Annotated in this window: 13 protein-coding genes and 6 pseudogenes; 11 read left to right on the plus strand and 8 right to left on the minus strand. The window is 36.0% G+C overall.

Annotated features, from left to right (window positions below; translation table 11 throughout):
• Positions 1-103 precede the first annotated feature (103 nt).
• Together ansA and ACLKMH_RS05460 are read right to left on the minus strand one after the other, a co-directional pair.
• Positions 104-1108, minus strand: a complete 1005-nt coding sequence (gene ansA, locus ACLKMH_RS05455; protein WP_413701164.1) for an asparaginase — start codon at positions 1106-1108, stop codon at positions 104-106.
• Positions 1105-3051, minus strand: a pseudogene (locus ACLKMH_RS05460) (ATP-dependent DNA helicase RecQ). Before ACLKMH_RS05460 ends, ansA begins: the two are co-directional and overlap by 4 nt.
• A gap of 280 nt (positions 3052-3331) precedes the next feature.
• On the opposite strand from ACLKMH_RS05460, the gene ACLKMH_RS05465 reads away from it, so the two are divergent.
• The 9 genes and pseudogenes from ACLKMH_RS05465 to ACLKMH_RS05505 all read left to right on the plus strand — a co-directional run.
• Positions 3332-3970, plus strand: coding sequence for an ANTAR domain-containing response regulator (locus tag ACLKMH_RS05465; RefSeq protein WP_413701165.1), 639 nt, complete (start codon positions 3332-3334; stop codon positions 3968-3970).
• A 71-nt stretch (positions 3971-4041) separates the two neighbouring features.
• Positions 4042-5428: pseudogene (locus tag ACLKMH_RS05470) on the plus strand (CmpA/NrtA family ABC transporter substrate-binding protein).
• Positions 5429-5519: 91 nt separating this feature from the next.
• Positions 5520-6516: pseudogene (locus tag ACLKMH_RS05475) on the plus strand (ABC transporter permease).
• A gap of 35 nt (positions 6517-6551) precedes the next feature.
• Positions 6552-7383 (plus strand): annotated as a pseudogene (locus tag ACLKMH_RS05480) (ABC transporter ATP-binding protein).
• A gap of 123 nt (positions 7384-7506) precedes the next feature.
• Positions 7507-7947, plus strand: coding sequence for a hypothetical protein (locus ACLKMH_RS05485; RefSeq protein WP_413701166.1), 441 nt, complete (start codon positions 7507-7509; stop codon positions 7945-7947).
• A 215-nt stretch (positions 7948-8162) separates the two neighbouring features.
• Positions 8163-8652, plus strand: a pseudogene (locus ACLKMH_RS05490) (methyl-accepting chemotaxis protein); the annotation flags it as partial.
• Positions 8653-8781: 129 nt separating this feature from the next.
• Positions 8782-9222, plus strand: coding sequence for a hypothetical protein (locus tag ACLKMH_RS05495; protein ID WP_413701167.1), 441 nt, complete (start codon positions 8782-8784; stop codon positions 9220-9222).
• 28 nt (positions 9223-9250) lie between these two features.
• Positions 9251-9457, plus strand: coding sequence for a hypothetical protein (locus tag ACLKMH_RS05500; RefSeq protein WP_413701168.1), 207 nt, complete (start codon positions 9251-9253; stop codon positions 9455-9457).
• A gap of 960 nt (positions 9458-10417) precedes the next feature.
• Positions 10418-11317: pseudogene (locus tag ACLKMH_RS05505) on the plus strand (IS3 family transposase); the annotation flags it as partial.
• Positions 11318-11851: 534 nt separating this feature from the next.
• On the opposite strand, the gene ACLKMH_RS05510 reads toward ACLKMH_RS05505, so the two are convergent.
• The 3 genes from ACLKMH_RS05510 to ACLKMH_RS05520 all read right to left on the minus strand — a co-directional run bounded on the left by ACLKMH_RS05510 (position 11852) and on the right by ACLKMH_RS05520 (position 13187).
• Positions 11852-12016 (minus strand): hypothetical protein, encoded by a 165-nt coding sequence (locus ACLKMH_RS05510; protein WP_413701169.1) that lies wholly within the window; start codon positions 12014-12016, stop codon positions 11852-11854.
• A 13-nt stretch (positions 12017-12029) separates the two neighbouring features.
• Entirely contained in the window at positions 12030-12701 is a 672-nt protein-coding gene (locus ACLKMH_RS05515; protein ID WP_413701170.1) for a hypothetical protein, read from the minus strand.
• 165 nt (positions 12702-12866) lie between these two features.
• Positions 12867-13187, minus strand: a complete 321-nt coding sequence (locus tag ACLKMH_RS05520; protein WP_413701171.1) for a hypothetical protein — start codon at positions 13185-13187, stop codon at positions 12867-12869.
• Between the two features lie 462 nt (positions 13188-13649).
• On the opposite strand from ACLKMH_RS05520, the gene ACLKMH_RS05525 reads away from it, so the two are divergent.
• Positions 13650-13967: a hypothetical protein gene (locus ACLKMH_RS05525; protein WP_413701172.1), complete on the plus strand. Its 318-nt coding sequence runs from the start codon at positions 13650-13652 to the stop codon at positions 13965-13967.
• A 241-nt stretch (positions 13968-14208) separates the two neighbouring features.
• On the plus strand, positions 14209-14919 hold the full coding sequence (locus tag ACLKMH_RS05530) for a tRNA-uridine aminocarboxypropyltransferase (RefSeq protein WP_413701173.1): 711 nt from the start codon (positions 14209-14211) through the stop codon (positions 14917-14919).
• A 435-nt stretch (positions 14920-15354) separates the two neighbouring features.
• On the opposite strand, the gene ACLKMH_RS05535 is transcribed toward ACLKMH_RS05530, so the two are convergent.
• The 3 genes from ACLKMH_RS05535 to menB form a co-directional block, all read right to left on the minus strand.
• Positions 15355-15783 carry a hypothetical protein gene (locus ACLKMH_RS05535; RefSeq protein ID WP_413701174.1) on the minus strand — a complete coding sequence of 143 codons (429 nt, stop codon included), beginning with the start codon at positions 15781-15783 and terminating at the stop codon, positions 15355-15357.
• A gap of 461 nt (positions 15784-16244) precedes the next feature.
• Positions 16245-16847: a peroxiredoxin C gene (locus ACLKMH_RS05540; protein ID WP_413701175.1), complete on the minus strand. Its 603-nt coding sequence runs from the start codon at positions 16845-16847 to the stop codon at positions 16245-16247.
• Positions 16848-17073: 226 nt separating this feature from the next.
• Positions 17074-17913, minus strand: coding sequence for a 1,4-dihydroxy-2-naphthoyl-CoA synthase (gene menB / locus ACLKMH_RS05545; protein ID WP_413701176.1), 840 nt, complete (start codon positions 17911-17913; stop codon positions 17074-17076).
• Positions 17914-17918: the final 5 nt, after the last annotated feature.

Below are 17918 nucleotides of genomic sequence, written 5' to 3' on the forward strand. Positions count from 1 at the left end.
ATCATACAGTGCTGTTAGTTTTGCGCTATTTCTAGCAATAATGGTTTATTGCTAGGTGATTGAAACGCAGAATTTTTGCAAATAATAGTGCTGTATGCTTATTTTATCCTAATTCACCTCTTAAGTCCGTTTGAAACAAAGTGACTAATTGTTCATAGGGTAAAGATTGACTTAAAAGATAATATAATTTTGCAATAACAGCTTCAGTAGTCATATCTCCACCACTAATAACGCCTGCTTCACTTAGTGCATGCCCTGTGGCATAACCTTTCATGTTAACAGCACCCTTTAAGCATTGACTACAGTTAACAATAATAACACCTCTTTCACTGGCGCGTTTTAGGGTTTCAAGTAATTGTTTATCCTGTTGTGCATTTCCTACACCATAGGTGAGAATCACTAATGCCTGTAGAGGGCTTTTTAATAAATTGTCTAAAACTTGCCAATTCAACCCTGGGAATAAATGCAAAATAGCGATCGATTTTACTTCAATCTCATGCACAACTAAATCATCAGAGTACACAATATTTGGCAATTTATTATATTTTTTAATTTCAATTCCAGCTTCTAATAATGGTACATGATTAGGAGAAACAAAGGCATCAAAACCATCTGCGTATTGTTTAGTTGTACGATTTCCCCTGAATAGGTAATTATTAAAAAATAAACAGACTTCATTAATAGGATGATGCGCGACAATGTAAAGAGAATTTAATAAATTTATTCGTGCATCTGTACGTAACTGGGAAAGTGGGATTTGAGAGCCCGTAATAATAATGGGCTTACTGAGGTTTTCAAAAACAAAAGACAGTGCCGATGCCGTATACGACATAGTGTCTGTACCGTGTAAGATGATAAAACCATCAAACTCATCATAACGACTGTGTATATCCTTTGCGATCGTTTGCCATACATCAGGAGAGACATTAGCAGAATCAATTAAGGGTGAGTATTCACAAATTTCAAAGTCAGGCATGTCATCATGATAGAAGTCAGGCATATTTGCGATAGTATCCGTTAAATAGCCTTCCACAGGTACAAAACCAGATGCTGATGGTTTCATACCTATGGTGCCACCTGTATAAGCGATGTAGATGCGTTTTTTCATACTTTATTTACCTGTTTTGAGTGTTTAGTATGGGTTTTTACCCATTGTAATACTTCACTAAAGCGATACTTTTCGAAAATAGCAAAATGATTTAACTGGCGTACTTTTAGGCGAGTAAAAATAGGGGTAGTTAAGCCACAAAGGAAGCGTGCTATTAATGTATTAGTTTTATGCTTGCCAAGTTTACCTGAAATTTGTTTGCTTAGTTTTAAAAAATCATAATTCGATAGCGCTGTTAAGGGTTGTGTTTCGGGTAGTTTAGTTATTTGCCCATTACAAACGCTACAATGACCGCAGGGTTGTTGTAAGTTACTATCGGAAAAATAACCTGCTAATTGCCAATTTAAGCAAACTTTACTGGCAAAAAAATCGACTAAAAAATGTAAGCGGGTTATTTCACTGTGCTCTTTGAGCGTAAAGCGTTGTGCTAATTTAGAGGCTAAATCAGGTGTGATGTTATCAATAAAAACATGATAAACATTCGTCATTTGTTTTGTTTGTAACTCTATGAACCCTTGTTGGTCTAAATAATCAAGAGCAAGTATGACACGACTTCTCTCACAGGGGTAAAGACGTTGTAACTGTTCAAAATTAACCGTTGACCAAGTGCGGGCTTTATCTGCACTTTTTAAGATAGCTTGTACAAAAGCATAACGTTCTTCCTTAAAGTTTGCTAATAAGCTTGCTTCAGGTAACAATAATTTATATTTATACTCAGCGTAATAGCTATAAGCTGGATTTATTACCCCCTCTAATTCTAAATAAACTAACAAGGTTTTTAATGCCAATAAGCGGATATTTGATTGGCTAGATAAACTATTTAGAAGCACTTCCCACTGGCCAGAGGAAGTTTGCTGGCTGTTTACAATCTCATTAATCACATAGTTAATTGCCTGAGGCTCTGGCGTATCACTATAAACAAAATTCTCAAGTACATTAATGTTATCTTTATTGGCTAATACTAAGCATTCTGCAGTTTGCCCATCTCGACCTGCACGACCTATTTCCTGGGCATAGTTTTCTATCGACTTAGGCAAGTCATAATGTACAACAAAACCAATATCACTTTTATCTATACCCATGCCAAAGGCAATAGTAGCGACAATTAAGGAAGCTCTCCCGACATAAATCCCTGTTGAATATGGTTACGTTGCTCACTGGCCATTCCTGCATGGTAAGCATAGGCATGAATACCAGCGCTGTTGAGGGCTTTTGCCACTATTTCCGCAGTTTGTTGAAGGGTGACGTAAATTATACCAGACCGGGGTGGTTTCGATTTAAGCCAGGGAATTAAATGATGTAATTTATTTTCTTCGTTAGTGCCAATAACAGAAAGGTTAAGGTTAGAGCGGTAGGAGCCTGTTACGGTAATGTTTTGTTCCTCTATTGAGAACTTACTTGCCATGTCCTTAATAACTTGCTGAGTCGCGGTGGCTGTTAATAACAGTACTTGTTGAATATTAAATTGCTGGCGATAAAAAGCCAGTTTTAAGTAATCTGGGCGAAAGTTGTGCCCCCATTCTGAGATACAGTGTGCTTCATCAATAACTAATAATGAGATTGGGACTTGTTTTAAAAACTGGCGAAAACGCTCATTGTTAAGGCGCTCAACAGAAATAAATAATATTTTTATCTTTCCATTCGCGACGGCTTTATAAACCGTTGCTGACTCAGATGCGCTCTGCATCGACTGAATGCTTGCTAGGCGCAATGCCTTTTTTGTCTAAAAAATCCAGTTGATCCTGTATTAAAGCTAATAAAGGAGAAACAACTAAAGTGAGGTGAGGTAGCTCTAATGCGGGTAATTGATAACATAGACTTTTCCCCGAGCCGGTCGGAAATATCGCCATTGCACTCTGTCCATTCAGTAATGCGTTAATAACAGGTCGCTGTCCTACCCTAAATTCACTAAAACCAAAGTGCTGTTGTAATAATTCTTTCATTTATCTTGATCCTAATACTTTCTGGGGGCAAAAAAGCTCAATTTTAAAGGTTACTTTGTAAACTGAATTAACGATTAAAGATTTTTACTGATTAAGCACTGAACTGGTGCGAAAATATCAAAAATGTAACATTTATGGTGCGACATCACATTGTAAAAATACATGAAAAATTCAACTTATTGATTTTATTGGAATAAAAAGTTGGCATCGTTTTTGCGATATATCTAGCATGTTAACCAAATGTTAATTTTTTGTTGGATGTAATTAGGCTTACTAAATAATGAAAAGAATAAATAACAAAAATGTTTCAAAGGTAATGATAAAAGAGAGTGCTTCGTACTCCATTTTGTTACTTGAAGACGTTAATTTTATTGATTCACATTTAAAGTCTAGTTTGCTCAAAAATGGTCATAGTATTGGTCATTTCACGACAAACTTAAATGATCTTGTTGAGCAAGTCATCCTACATAAAACGCAAGTTTTAATTATGAGTATTAATCAGTTAGGTCAAAAAGAGTTAAGTGAGATTGCAAAAGTAAATCAACTATCTCCTCTGCCTATTCTTATTCTTACTCAGCAAGTACCTTCGACGGTATCTGATTCATCAATTAAAGCAACCATTGCACAACCTTTCGACGATAGTCGTGATTTAGATGAACTTAATAATATGATTTTACTTGCTTGGGAAAACTTTAAGCAATGGCAGATATCTCGTATTGAGCATGAAGAAACTAAAGCACAGCTAGCGACCCGAAAATTGATTGACAGTGCAAGAGAGTTAATTATGCAACAAAAGAATTTAAGTAAACAGTCTGCCGAATTGATGCTACGCAAAATGTCAGTTGATAATCGTCAGACACTGGTACAAGCCGCAGAAAATGTTATTTCTGTTTGCCAATTGTTAAAGCCTAAAGCTTAACAATAAAAGTGAAGTGCGAAGCATATATTTTAATTTTTACAAAAACCAATAAACTAAATAAGGATGTATCTATGAGTTGGATTAAACCCATTAAATTTGTCGCTAAGCAATTAGCATTAACAGTTACTTTATCAGCAACTGTTATTTCTTTTGCTCAAGCTGAAAAATTGGGCTATCCCGAAAAAGAAGAATTAAAATTCGGTTTTATTAAATTAACAGATATGGCACCTATCGCAGTTGCCTATGAAAAAGGCTACTTTGAAGATGAAGGACTTTACGTCACCATCGAAGCACAAGCAAACTGGAAAGTTTTATTAAATGGTCTGATTGACGGTACCTTAGATGGCGCGCATATGTTAGCGGGTCAACCTATTGCTGCGACAATGGGCTTTGGTACAAAGGCGCATATCATTACGCCATTTTCAATGGATCTAAATGGTAACGCAATCACGGTTTCTAATGATATTTGGGCTCAAATGAAACCAAATATTCCAAAACAAGCGGATGGAAAGCCCGTTCACCCGATTAAAGCTGATGCCCTAAAGCCGGTTGTTGATGCATACCGAAATGAAGGTAAACCATTTAATATGGGTATGGTATTCCCGGTATCAACACATAACTATGAGCTTCGTTACTGGTTAGCGGCTGGTGGTATCCACCCTGGTTTTTACGCACCTCACAAAGGTGATACTAGTGGTCATATTGATGCAGAAGCTATTTTATCTGTAACACCTCCACCACAAATGCCTTCTACATTAGAAGCTGGCACTATTTATGGTTACTGTGTTGGTGAACCTTGGAACCAACAAGCTGTATTTAAAGGTATCGGTGTACCAGTTGTGACGGATTATGAAATCTGGAAAAACAACCCAGAGAAAGTATTTGGTTTAACGGCTGATTTTGCTGAAAAATATCCAAATACAACGATTCGTCTAACACGTGCTTTGATCCGTGCTTGCTATGTGGTTAGATGAAAATAACAATGCTAACCGTCCAGAAGCTGTAAAAATCTTATCGCAATCAAACTATGTTGGTGCTGATTACGATGTAATTGCAAACAGTATGACAGGAACCTTTGAATACGAAAAAGGCGATAAACGTTCAGTGCCAGATTTCAACGTATTCTTTAGACATAATGCAACTTACCCGTACTACTCTGATGCGATTTGGTACTTAACACAAATGCGTCGTTGGGGACAAATCTCTGAGCAGAAAAGTGACGAGTGGTACAAAGACCTAGCGAAGAAAGTATATCGTCCTGATATTTACCAACTTGTCGCTGAGTCTTTAATTGAAGAGAAGCTTGCTGATGCTAAGGACTTCCCTGACTTTGAAACAGAGAAAGGATACCGTCCACCACAAACACACTTCATCGATAACTTAACATACGATGGTACACAGCCTAATGCTTATATTGATGGCTTTAAAATTGGTCTGAAAGAAGCAGATAAACTGTAAAAGTAGTTCAACAGTTAACCCAGCTAGGTCAATAGCTAACTAGTTATTGACCTAGCAACGAGCAAATAGTCTTATTAAAGGAATCGTCACAATGACAATTATCGCTTTAACCAACAAATTAGCTATTAACAGGCCATCATTAAGTAGTTTGCAGGAACTATTTAAAACAACATGTCAGGTATTGTTGTTACCTTTTATCGGTATCACTTTATTCTTATTGTTGTGGACTGTTACTGCTAAAAATATTCATACTTCACTGGGGGATTTTCCTGGGCCGGTTGCGGTATATGAACAATTTCATTCTCTTTATGACGAACATGTTGCTGAAAGAGAAAAAGCTGACAAATTTTACGAACGTCAAGAAGTGAGAAATGTCTGCCCGTGTAGAGGCTGATCCAACTTATGAACCAAGAATCCGTGAATATACCGGTAAAGAAACTTTTTGGGATCAAATCATTACCAGTCTATTTACCGTAAGTAGTGGTTTCTTATTAGTCGCAGTTATTGCTATCCCTCTAGGTATTATGATGGGGTTAAGTAAAAATCTAAATTCGGCTGTTAACCCTATTGTACAAGTGTTTAAGCCTGTTTCACCATTAGCTTGGTTACCACTGGTTACTATGGTAGTTAGTGCACTTTATGTTTCTGACGATCCACTGGTTTCAAAATCATTTGTAAACTCTTTACTGACCGTTACTTTGTGTAGCCTATGGCCAATGGTGATTAATACTTCAATTGGTGTGTCATCACTAGATCAAGATCTTAATAATGTCAGTCGAGTATTACGTTTACCGATGAGAAAACATATTCAAAAAATCGTTATTCCAGCTTCAATTCCAATGATATTCACTGGTATGCGTTTATCTTTTGGTGTCGCATGGATGGTATTAATTGCCGCAGAAATGTTGGCGCAAAACCCAGGACTCGGAAAGTTTGTATGGGATGAGTTTCAAAATGGTAGTTCTGATTCATTAGCGCGTATTATGGTAGCCGTTATCGTTATTGGTTTAATTGGTTTTATTCTTGACCGATGTATGTTGCAACTTCAACGTATGGCGTCTTGGGATAAATCAGTAAAAACAGTCTAAACCAGTAATCAGATTAGCAATTAAGGAAATTTACAATGACAGCATTACTAGATATCAGCCATATTGATATGGTTTTTCCAACACCAACAGGACCTTTTACAGCACTTAAAGGTGTTGATCTACAGATAGAAAAAGGTGAATTCGTTTCATTAATCGGGCATTCTGGTTGTGGTAAATCTACCGTATTGAATGTTGTTGCCGGACTTTATCAAGCAACAACAGGTGGTGTGATATTAGGTGAAAAAGAAGTGACAGAGCCTGGCCCTGAGCGTGCCGTGGTTTTCCAGAATCATTCTTTATTACCTTGGTTAACTGCTTATCAAAATGTTGAGCTTGCGGTTGATGAAGTTTTTGCAGGCAAAATGAACAAAAAGAAAAAGAGAGTGGATTGAACACAATCTTAAATTAGTTCATATGGACCATGCGATGGATAAACGTCCAAGCGAAATTTCTGGTGGTATGAAACAGCGTGTTGGTATTGCCCGTGCATTAGCAATGCAACCAGAAGTATTACTAATGGATGAACCTTTTGGTGCATTAGATGCGCTAACGCGAGCTCATATGCAAGACTCTTTAATGGAGATTCAAAATGAGCTGAACAATACCGTTATTATGATCACCCATGACGTTGATGAAGCGGTATTATTATCTGATCGTATTGTTATGATGACTAACGGCCCGGCGGCAACCATTGGTGAAATATTAGATATTAACCTTGAGCGCCCAAGAGACCGCTTAGATCTGTCAAAGGATGCTGAATATAATCGTTTACGCTCTGAAGTATTAACTTTCTTATATGAAAAACAACGTAAAGTTGAAAATATTAAAACTAAAACAGCTTCAAAAAAAAGACTAGCTCTGCCATAGCCTAATCACTAGGAGTGCTGGTTTAGCTGTTTAGTTTTATAAAATACACCTTGTTCTATTTATTAATTAAATAAGCAGGTGTATTTTTTGTTTTTGATTAAAACATAAAATGGAGCGAATCTTTTGAATTTAAATAAATACATAAAAAATATGAGCATCATGATGAGCTTGAAGCTAATAACGCTGATAAGCTTATTAGGTTATGTACTTATTTCATTTGGAAGGTTACAAGAAGGCATTGCTATTTTGCTCTGTGCAAGCCTGCTGTCGATATTAGTCTTGTATAATATTGCTCAAGACTGCCAATCTCTTAAAAAATATCTTATTTCACTTGATGGTAATTTTGATAATCATGTCGAGAAATGGGTGGATGGCCCCCTTAAAGAGCTACAACAACCAATTGTTGGCATGTTACGAAATAAAGGGCGATTAGCGAAGAAAAATACATCCGTTATTAATGAAATGAACTTTTCTACTAATGAGCTAGCGAATAATGCCCAAAAAGTATCTCAGAAACTCACAGCAACAATCTCAATCTACCATGTCGGTTTCTCTTTGCTATAACCGAAATCAGCCAAAGTATAGAGGATGTCTTGGGGCGCTTAGAAGTTAGTGCAACAGCCGCACAAAGTAATAAAAACATATGCCAGGAAGGTTACGATGCATTATCTGTGGCGCAAAATAACATTCAAAGTATGGCTGAGTTTGCGCAACAAGGAACAGAAAAGTTAAATACCTTAGATAGTAATATGAAAGTTGTTATCTCGATGGCGAAGATGATCAGCGATATTGCCGAACAAACAAACTTATTGGCATTAAATGCCGCCATTGAAGTCTGCTAGAGCAGGTGATCATGGACGAGGCTTTGCCGTAGTTGCTAATGAAGTCAAAGCATTAGCTTCGCGCAGTCAAGAGTCGGTTAAGGCGATATCTACACAAGCTGATTCGGTTAATAATAATATGGCTTATGTAAAACAACACCTTACAGAATTTATTAATATTTCAAAAGCGAGTCAAACCAGTGTTGATACCGCTTTTTCTAGTTTAAAACAAATACTAGCTACTTCAGAGGAAGTCTCTGCTGAAATTATTGCGATAGCTGGTGCCTCTGATCAACAATCCACCGCGGCTAAAGAAATTTCAGTTTTGATAGAGAATGTGGCAATGAATGCAGAAACCAATACCTTGATGGCAAAGCAAACTGCTGATGTTGCTACTCATTTATCATCGATAATGGAAAAGGAGGTCAGTAACAGTGCTAATACTTAATGTCTTGATTGTTGTATTATTATTTTTGCTTGCTCTGTTTGCAGTATTATTTATTTATTATCGACAAGTAAAAAAAGTAATAACAAACGCTACCTTCAGGGGTTGTTATGTTTAAAGGATTTTCGCCATTTGTTAGCCTTGATTCAACAACACCGTGGTTTAACTATGGGTTACTTGAATGGTGATAAATCATTATTAAAACGGATCAACTTATTAAAGCAACAGGTTAATCAGCGACTCGCAGATATAAAAAATGAGCAATCGAGTGTAGCGAATAACTTAATTTGGGCGGGTATTAATGATCACTGGTTGCGCTTGTCTTCAAACTTTACAGAGTATGAAAGTGATCATAATTTTAGGCAACATTGTACTTTGATTGTTAATTTGCAACATTTAATTGAAGACAGTGCTGAACAACACCATTTACAAGAACTGGTATGCACTAATAAAAAGCATGCTAACTTTTTATGGGCTCAATTATTAAATACCGCAGAACATGTTGGTCAAGCACGAGCTGTAGGAACAAGTATTCTTCGTTGCCCAAAAATCGACAAGTATTCAACGCATTAAGCTTAATTATTTAAAAAATTATATTAATGTGTTTTTATCCGATGAAAACCTTGCAAGTGATTCAGCCTTACCCCGAGCTTTATTAACGGCTATCAATAATCAAATTTTGATTGATAAACCTAATATTGCAGCGGAAGAGTTCTTTAATTTAGCGACTTCGGCTTTAGATGTGATTTTTGCGCAATTTGATGCCTATCTAAAAGAGCTATTAGAAAGTTTAAATGAAAAGATATAAAATAATAGATTTTAACTTTTATCGAGTTTAAATAACAAACCTAACTATATTTTATAAGACTTTCACAAAAAGCTCATTGGTATTCGCTTCTTTGTGAATAGGTAATAACTAACTTCAGTATCAGTACTTTCAACTATAAAAGAAACCGGGACTCTAGATATATTAGTTTCTCTTACAACAGAGCATCCAATTTACCCCAAAAGATATATTGCCTTACTCAACGTTTTCCATTTAATGCCTTAACGTATAGGATTGAATTTGATTCACTTGGGAAATATAAAACTTATTTAATATCATAAAAATATCAGTAGCTAAATTGATAATTCTTTATAAAGCAAGATATTAGTTATGAGTGGTAAATCTTTCGTAACTTATTTTTCTTGAAATCCATTACCTACCAGTATACTCAGCAAAAGGAGCTAGCTCTTCAAGTGAGCCTACGGCACAGTGGTAATCTTTGCCAAAATTATTGGCTAAACTAACCCATGTTTCACTGTCTAAACTAAACGTAGTTAACAACGAGGAGTTAGTGTTGCTCCCGAGAAAAAACAAGAGAAGAACACTGTTCATAATATAAACCTTTTCATCACAATTCCTTTTTTAATTCACGCTTGTTGTAGTGGTTTAATATTACCGGACACTTCTAAAGACTTCAGTTAATATGTCTAGTAGAGGTAGATTATGAAGAAGAAAACAACACGTCCAGTATTTACAGTAGAATTTAAACAAAGTGCAGTAAAGTTGGTTACTGAACAAGGATACAGTAGGCAAGAAGTCTGCTAACAATCTCGGTGTATCACTGAGTGCCATTACACGTTGGGTAAGAATTGAAACTCATACAGATTCAAAGCCAGGCTCTAAACAATCAACATTAAACATATCAGAGCGAGCAGAACTAGAGGCGTTACGTAAAGAAAACAACCGATTAAAAATGGAGCGTGACATCCTAAAAAAGGCCACAGTCTTCTTTGCGAACGAAAAAGAATAAGATTTCAATTTATTCTAAAACATAAAGAAGACTGGCCAATTAGAGTAATGTGTCGCGTGATGAAAGTAAGCTCAAGTGCATTTTATGATTGGATACATGCACCAATCAAGCCTTTTGATGCGCCAGAATTTCATTTGGACAGCGCAGTAAAAAGCACATTCAAAGAGCATAAAATGACTTTAGGTAGCAGACGTATGGTGACTGAACTAGCAAAGAAAAACATTGTTATTGGTCGCTTTAAAGCACGCTCTACAATGCGTAAATTGGGCCTTGTCGCTCGCTATCCGAAGAAATTTAAAACGACCACCGATAGCAACCATAGTAATCGAATTGAGCCGAATAAACTAAATAGAAAATTCACAGTTAATGAGAGTGATCGTGTTTGGACAACAGATATTACTTATATCGCTACGCATCAAGGGTTTATCTATTTAGCAGTCGTGATGGACTTATATTCACGCCGTATTGTGGGTTGGACAATTGCAGATAATATGCGCACTGAGTTATGTAGTAATGCACTGAATATGGCCTACTGGCAAAGAAAACCAACTTCTGGTCTGTTGCACCACTCAGACAGAGGTAGCCAGTATACTAGTGATGATTATAGAAAATTACTAAATACGATGAAAATGAATGTGAGTATGAGTGGCAAAGGTGAATGCTGGGATAATGCACCGACAGAACGCTTCTTCCGAAGTTTAAAGCATGAGCAATTGAACTATGAAACATTCAAAACAAAGAAAGCGACTGAGCTAAGTATTTTAGATTATCTTGCTTATTACAATGGTAAACGCCCGCATTCAGTTAATGGGTATTTATCACCAATTCAATATGAAAATAAAGTCGCTAAAAAGGTGTCCGGTTTTTATTGACCATTACATGTTATGTCTATGATATGTCGACTTTTTCTCAAATTATGCACAATGAAAGACTCTCTTTGTTTCACCAGCTTGACCGGAATTAACTAATGGGTGACCCTCTTTGTTTATTTAGGTGTGTATTAATAAACAATAAATAAACGGTTTATGCACGATTTAATACTTGGTTGAAAAAAGCAAGGAAACTTGCATACAAGCTTGACCGGAACTAACTAATGGGTGACCCTCTTTTTTTCAGATTTTTTCTCTTATGGCGTTCCGCTTTTTTACATTTTAAATAGTAAAAGCAAGATATAAGACGTTAAAACTAAGGCTGTCGGTATTACATATATGAAAAAAATGTCTTTTGAAGACCCCGTAGCTTATAAATCGATTTGTAACCACCATAATAAAAAGCAAGGCTCCCTATAAAGAAGAAATAAATCATTGTGAAGTAATCACCATCATTTAAAAATTCAAAGATAAAGCCAAGAAATCCTGCATAAGTCATTAAGATTGATGTAATTGTTAATAGAATTTGAATTAATATCATTGGTTATTCTCTGCTATAGTTTTTGAGCTTTCATAAATACTCTTCCCAAGAACCGCACTTGTGAATGTTGTTGTGTAGTTATTAACTTCTTTTCCCATAATACCACTAGCTGTAATATCTTTCCTAAAATGTAAGGAAGGGATATTTGCACCATTGCTCATAACTGGCACATTTTTAATTATTGTTCTTCCTGCTCGCCATTCCCGTGAATAAATCGAGCGATAGGTCCGCCACGTTACCAATTTTCTGAGCGGTAGGGGTCATATCTGAAGTTAATAGACTAGCTAAGGTATTTGGCACATACGTACTCTCCCCTATCCAGGCTTGCTTTATATTTACTAAATTTAATCCCACTCCGCTTACCGATTTAGTTACCATAAGCCCACCTAAAACTTTTGAGAGAGTTGTTGGCTCGGGAAATGCTACTAATATACTTCCACCTACAGCTCCGATTGTGTTTAATGACAAATAAATAGTTTCTTCTGCTAACTTTTTCTTATCAACTCTATTATAAAGATCTATAGCATCAGTTTTTAATATATTGAATTCAGCGATTGCCTTATCATAAGACTTTGCAGTTTTTTCAAATAACACCTCACCTATTGAAGGGGCTGTTGTCTTAGTATCATTCGAAGTAGAAGATCCTTTTTCATTGCTTTCTGAATTATTTCCATTACCACCAAAAAAACTTGTAATTGAATCCCAAGCACTTTCAGCCGCCTCTGCTACTTCTTCCCAGAAAAACCCAGTCGGATCCGTATATTTTAAAGGATTATTAACTACATACGCATAACGATTAAAGCTATTACTTATAAACGGATCTTGAATAATCGGATCCGCACTCATAAAACGGCCTAACTATTGATCATAAACCCGACCATTCATATGGATCAGGGCAACCTCTTCAATATGCTCATGACCAGTATAACCACGATTCGTGATCAGTGATAAGGTTAAGTTATTCTCATTCGACCAACTGATTAAGCGTTTTTTACCCCAAGTATCAAAGCTTCATCGTTCGACAATCTCGTCATAGCCATCGGTTATCATATCCACTGAGTTAAGTGCATCGTAATGCAAATAGCGGACTTGCTTATCTATTAAGGTATTAAAACGTGAGCGTTTTTGCGTGTTAAGGGCAATTAATTTCCCGTCGGCATAAATAAAGTGTTTATGTAGAACCTCTCCGGTGAGGCTATTTTTATTACACTCATAACTTTTGCCAACATAAAATGTTTCAATACCGTCACTGTTTTTCTTATCATAACGATTGTGATTGGCGTCATACTTAAACTCAACGATATTGCCATTGTCTTTTTTGGCACTGATCAAATTACCCACATTATCATATTGATAATCTAACCCATTAGCATTGGTAACGGCATGTGGTCCAGCTTGGTTTTTACTGTAGGTATAGTTACCGATATCTGATTTATAAGTAATATTAACCAGTTAATCGTATGCGTAGGTAAAAGTATTTTTAAAGTCTGGGTTATCGATACCATGTAGATTAGGAGAATCCAGCGCAATATTGTTTTTTATGATGTAATAATGTTTTTTAACTGTTTTGATATTTTTATGTTTGACTTTAATGTGATATATGGAGTGCTAGTTAGGGTATTAGTTCAGGAAAAAGGGGGCAGAACTTTAATGGGTTGTCTCTACAAAATTTTAAACAGTTTAAAAATCATAAGCACTAATTATGTAATATTTATCTAACGTTATCGAATTTAAGGAACGTTAATTATTAAAATTAATTCAAGGAAAAGAAGATGATTAAGTTAAAAAATATGGATGCTCTTTCTAATTTGTTTACCCATAATTTCAAATGCTATGGACTTTGATAATTGTAAGGTTATTGAAATTGTTACTGAAGGCAAAAATAATGCGAATATTCGCTTAAATTGTTTAGTCACTAACGGCCCGGCATATGCAAATGCTGGTGATTATGTTGGCTTTGATAAATCGACAGATGCTGGTAAGCAATATATGTCGGTTTTTTTAACTGCTTTTGCAAGTAGTGCAAGTGTAGCAGGTCTTGTAAATGATACGTATTGTTCTTTATATCAAGGTAATGTTGCATTAATCGAGCACCTCAGGATGACGAAATAAAAAATCCAGTTGGTGAGTAAATTACTTGAATTTTCAAAAATTATATGGATTCAAACATTAAATTAGAAAAAATCTATAATTATCAATCTAATGAAACCCCGGTTTGTATTATTCTGAAGCAAGTAAGAAAGCAATTATCTTTATTAGGAAACCATTTATGACAATTATTTAACTTCATGTTGTTGATTTCTTATTTTCAAGTAACATGAAACTCAAATACATTGAGATAAAACTTAACCTTATGAGAATTCATGCATTACATCGGCTTTATGAACAAAGGCTAAGCCAATCTACTCGTCCTTTTTTAGCAAGAGGAGGGCGCATTAAACGTTGTCTGAATTGCATGTTATTACCATATCTTTGTATTTGCCCATTTAAAAAAAACGTGAAAACAAATAGCGCATTTTTATTATTAATGTATGACGATGAAATTTTAAAACCCAGTAATACAGGGCGACTTATTGCTGATTTAGTACCAGATACCTTTGCTTATATATGGTCACGTACAGAGCCTGATAATGAAATGCTCCAGCTTTTAAATGACCCCAAATGGCAACCAATTGTTATATTTCCAGCAGAGTATAGTCAGCCTGAACGCTTAATTGATAGCACCCATGATATTGCTACGGATAAAAAGGTATTATTTATTTTATTAGATGGTAGTTGGGCACAGGCGAAAAAAATGTTTCGTAAAAGCCCTTATCTTGATGCATTGCCAGTGCTGTCATTTTCGCCACAGAAGCTATCTCGTTATTTAGTCAGAAAGGCAGTCAAGGATAATCAATTAGCTACCGCTGAGGTTGCTAGTCTTGCTTTATCAGTATTGGGTGAGCAAGAAAATGCGAAGCAACTTGCTTTGTTATTTGACGTGTTTAAAGAAAATTATATGCTGGGAAAAGAGCGTAAACCATTACCAGATGATCTCGCCTTTTATTCTTTACAGAGGGGCTAGTCAATCTTTAACTGTTGTTTTAAATTAGCAATGGGGTTATTAATTACTTTCATCGTTTCTGGTGAAAGCATTGGGTTGTTTAGGGCAATGATAGATTCTATTTTTCAGTTCGAATTTATCTAATAATTCTTTATAGTGGGTATTAAATAATTGCTCTGTTTTGCCCTTTTGTTGCAATCGAGTTAAACCAATATGAAGCCTTTCTGCCAATAATGGTTTTTGAGGATTAACAAAAAGAATTGTGGAAATGGGTAAAAAATAACAATACCACTTTCAATGCTAATACCTAGTGATGCATATTTTTCATATTCTGAGCTAATTTCACTTAATCCCCTAGCAAAACAATCAAAACGCTTTTTAGCAAGTTGTTGATATAATAAAGCTGGCTTAAATGTAGTCTGAACCGTAAACCCGTTGCTTCTTAAAATATGAGTATCAGGCCAGTTTTGATGTTGAGCAATAGTGATTTTTTTCTAGCCACTGTTTCTGATTCGTAATACCTGTAAATTTTTGCTGATTACCTTCTTTTATTAAGCACAAACGATAACCTAGTAATCCTTTCATAATAGGAATTCTTACTGGTGTCATTTGTTTTTCACGTTCGCTGGTGGCAACAAAGTGAGCAATATCTAAATGAGCACTTTTTAACTCACGAAAGGCTCTATCTTGGCCCATTTCATTAGAGATGACTATTTTATAATCGCCATACTCCTGTTTAGTTATTTCTAAGGCATGGTGGAGTAGCGGGGCAATGATGCCTGGTTTATTAGCGGTGTGTTTCCAAAGCTTGATAGAATTATTCTCAGCGTAGCTGATATTAATATTGATTGTTAGTAGTAATAAAAGGATCAGGCTTTTTTTCATTATAAATTATCCGATACATCGAGTAATGCGGTATGAGTCTTTTAATGTTAACTGTGATTATTATTATCTGTTATTGCAAATTGATTGAAGAATGAAACTATAAGTATAGATGTAAATATTAATTTTGTTGGACCACTTGTTTGAAAGGCGTGATGAATAAGATTTTTTTGATATTCAGTGCAAGGCATAACCCTGCACTGATTGAAATAATCTATTTAAAGATCGTCAGCGTTAGAAGCTAAGTATTTTGCAACACCTTCTGGAGATGCATCCATACCGTCTTTGTCTTTTGCCTATATCAGTGCTGGACAATGTGCATTCTGCGCTATTGGGAGCTTTTAAAGATCGTCAGCGTTAGAAGCTAAGTATTTTGCAACACCTTCTGGAGATGCATCCATACCGTCTTTGTCTTTTGCCTATATCAGTGCTGGACAATGTGCATTCTACACTATTGGGAGCTTTTAAAGATCGTCAGCGTTAGAAGCTAAGTATTTTGCAACACCTTCTGGAGACGCATCCATACCGGCTTTGTCTTTTGCCCATTGAGCTGGACAAACTTCACCGTGCTCTTCGTGGAATTGAAGCGCATCAACCATACGTAGCATTTCATCAACATTACGGCCTAATGGTAGGTCGTTAACCACTTGGTGACGAACGATGCCATTTTTGTCAATTAGGAATGAGCCACGTAATGCAACACCTGCCTCTGCAAATTCAACGCCGTATGCTTGGCAAATTTCATGCTTAACATCTGCAACAAGTGGGTATTGAACTGCACCAATACCACCATCATTGATAGAAGTATTACGCCATGCATTGTGAGAGAATTGAGAATCGATTGAAATACCAATTACTTCAACGCCACGTGCTTGGAATTCACCAAAACGCTTGTCAAATGCAATTAATTCAGACGGACATACGAATGTGAAATCAAGCGGGTAGAAGAAAATAACAGCTTCTTTGCCTTTAGTGAATTCAGCAAAATTAAAGTTATCTACGATTTCGCCACTGCCTAATACTGCCGCAGATGTAAAATCAGGCGCTTGTTTTGTTACTAATACCATAAGAATTTCCTTTGTTTAAAGATAGTTTAACAATCCATTAATAAATAAAAATTTATTTATCTTTGACATCATGCGTTAAAAAAAGTGTAATCGAATTGATTTTACCAATGGAATTGATAGTTATTATCTATTCATCGAAGGCGAAAAAGAAAAGTATAAAGTTAATAGAGGGGCGTTAAAATTTTATACAGGACGAAAAAACTCGCCCTGTACCGTTATTTTAGTTTTAAGGGTTACGTCCGAATTTAGAAAAGTCTGGTTTACGTTTCTCATTAAAGGCATTTCTGCCTTCTTGACCCTCTTCACTCATATAGAAAAGCATGGTTGCGTTGCCAGCTAATTCTTGAAGACCTGCTTGTCCGTCACAATCTGCATTCAAAGTCGCTTTTAAACAACGTAATGCCATTGGGCTATTTTGCAGTATTTCACGGCACCATTTTATGGTTTCTTTCTCTAAATCAGCGAGCGGCACAACGGTATTTACTAATCCCATATCAACAGCTTCCTGTGCATCATACATACGACATAAAAACCAAATTTCACGTGCTTTCTTCTGACCAACGATACGTGCCATGTAACTTGCGCCCCAGCCTCCATCAAAGGAGCCAACTTTGGGACCTGTTTGTCCAAATTTAGCATTATCTGCGACTATAGTTAAATCACACATCATATGTAAAACATGCCCGCCACCAACTGCATAACCGGCAACCATTGCAATCACTGGTTTAGGGCAGGTGCGGATTTGACGTTGAAAATCTAAAACATTTAAATGATGTCCGCCACCTACTTCGTCTTTATAACCAGAGTCACCACGAATACTTTGGTCACCGCCAGAGCAGAAAGCTAAGTCACCTTCTCCGGTTAAAATAATCACACCAATGCTATCGTCATAACGTGCATCGTTCATTGCTTGCATCATTTCATTTACTGTCTGTGGGCGAAATGCATTACGTATTTCTGGTCGATTAATGGTTATTTTGGCAATACCATCAGCTTTTAAATAGGTAATGTCGGTAAATGTTAAGTCGCTTTTTGCCCAGCTAATGGGAGCATAAAAATCAGTCATATTTT

The sequence above is a fragment of the Psychromonas sp. KJ10-10 genome (assembly GCF_047323245.1).
GTDB lineage: Bacteria > Pseudomonadota > Gammaproteobacteria > Enterobacterales > Psychromonadaceae > Psychromonas.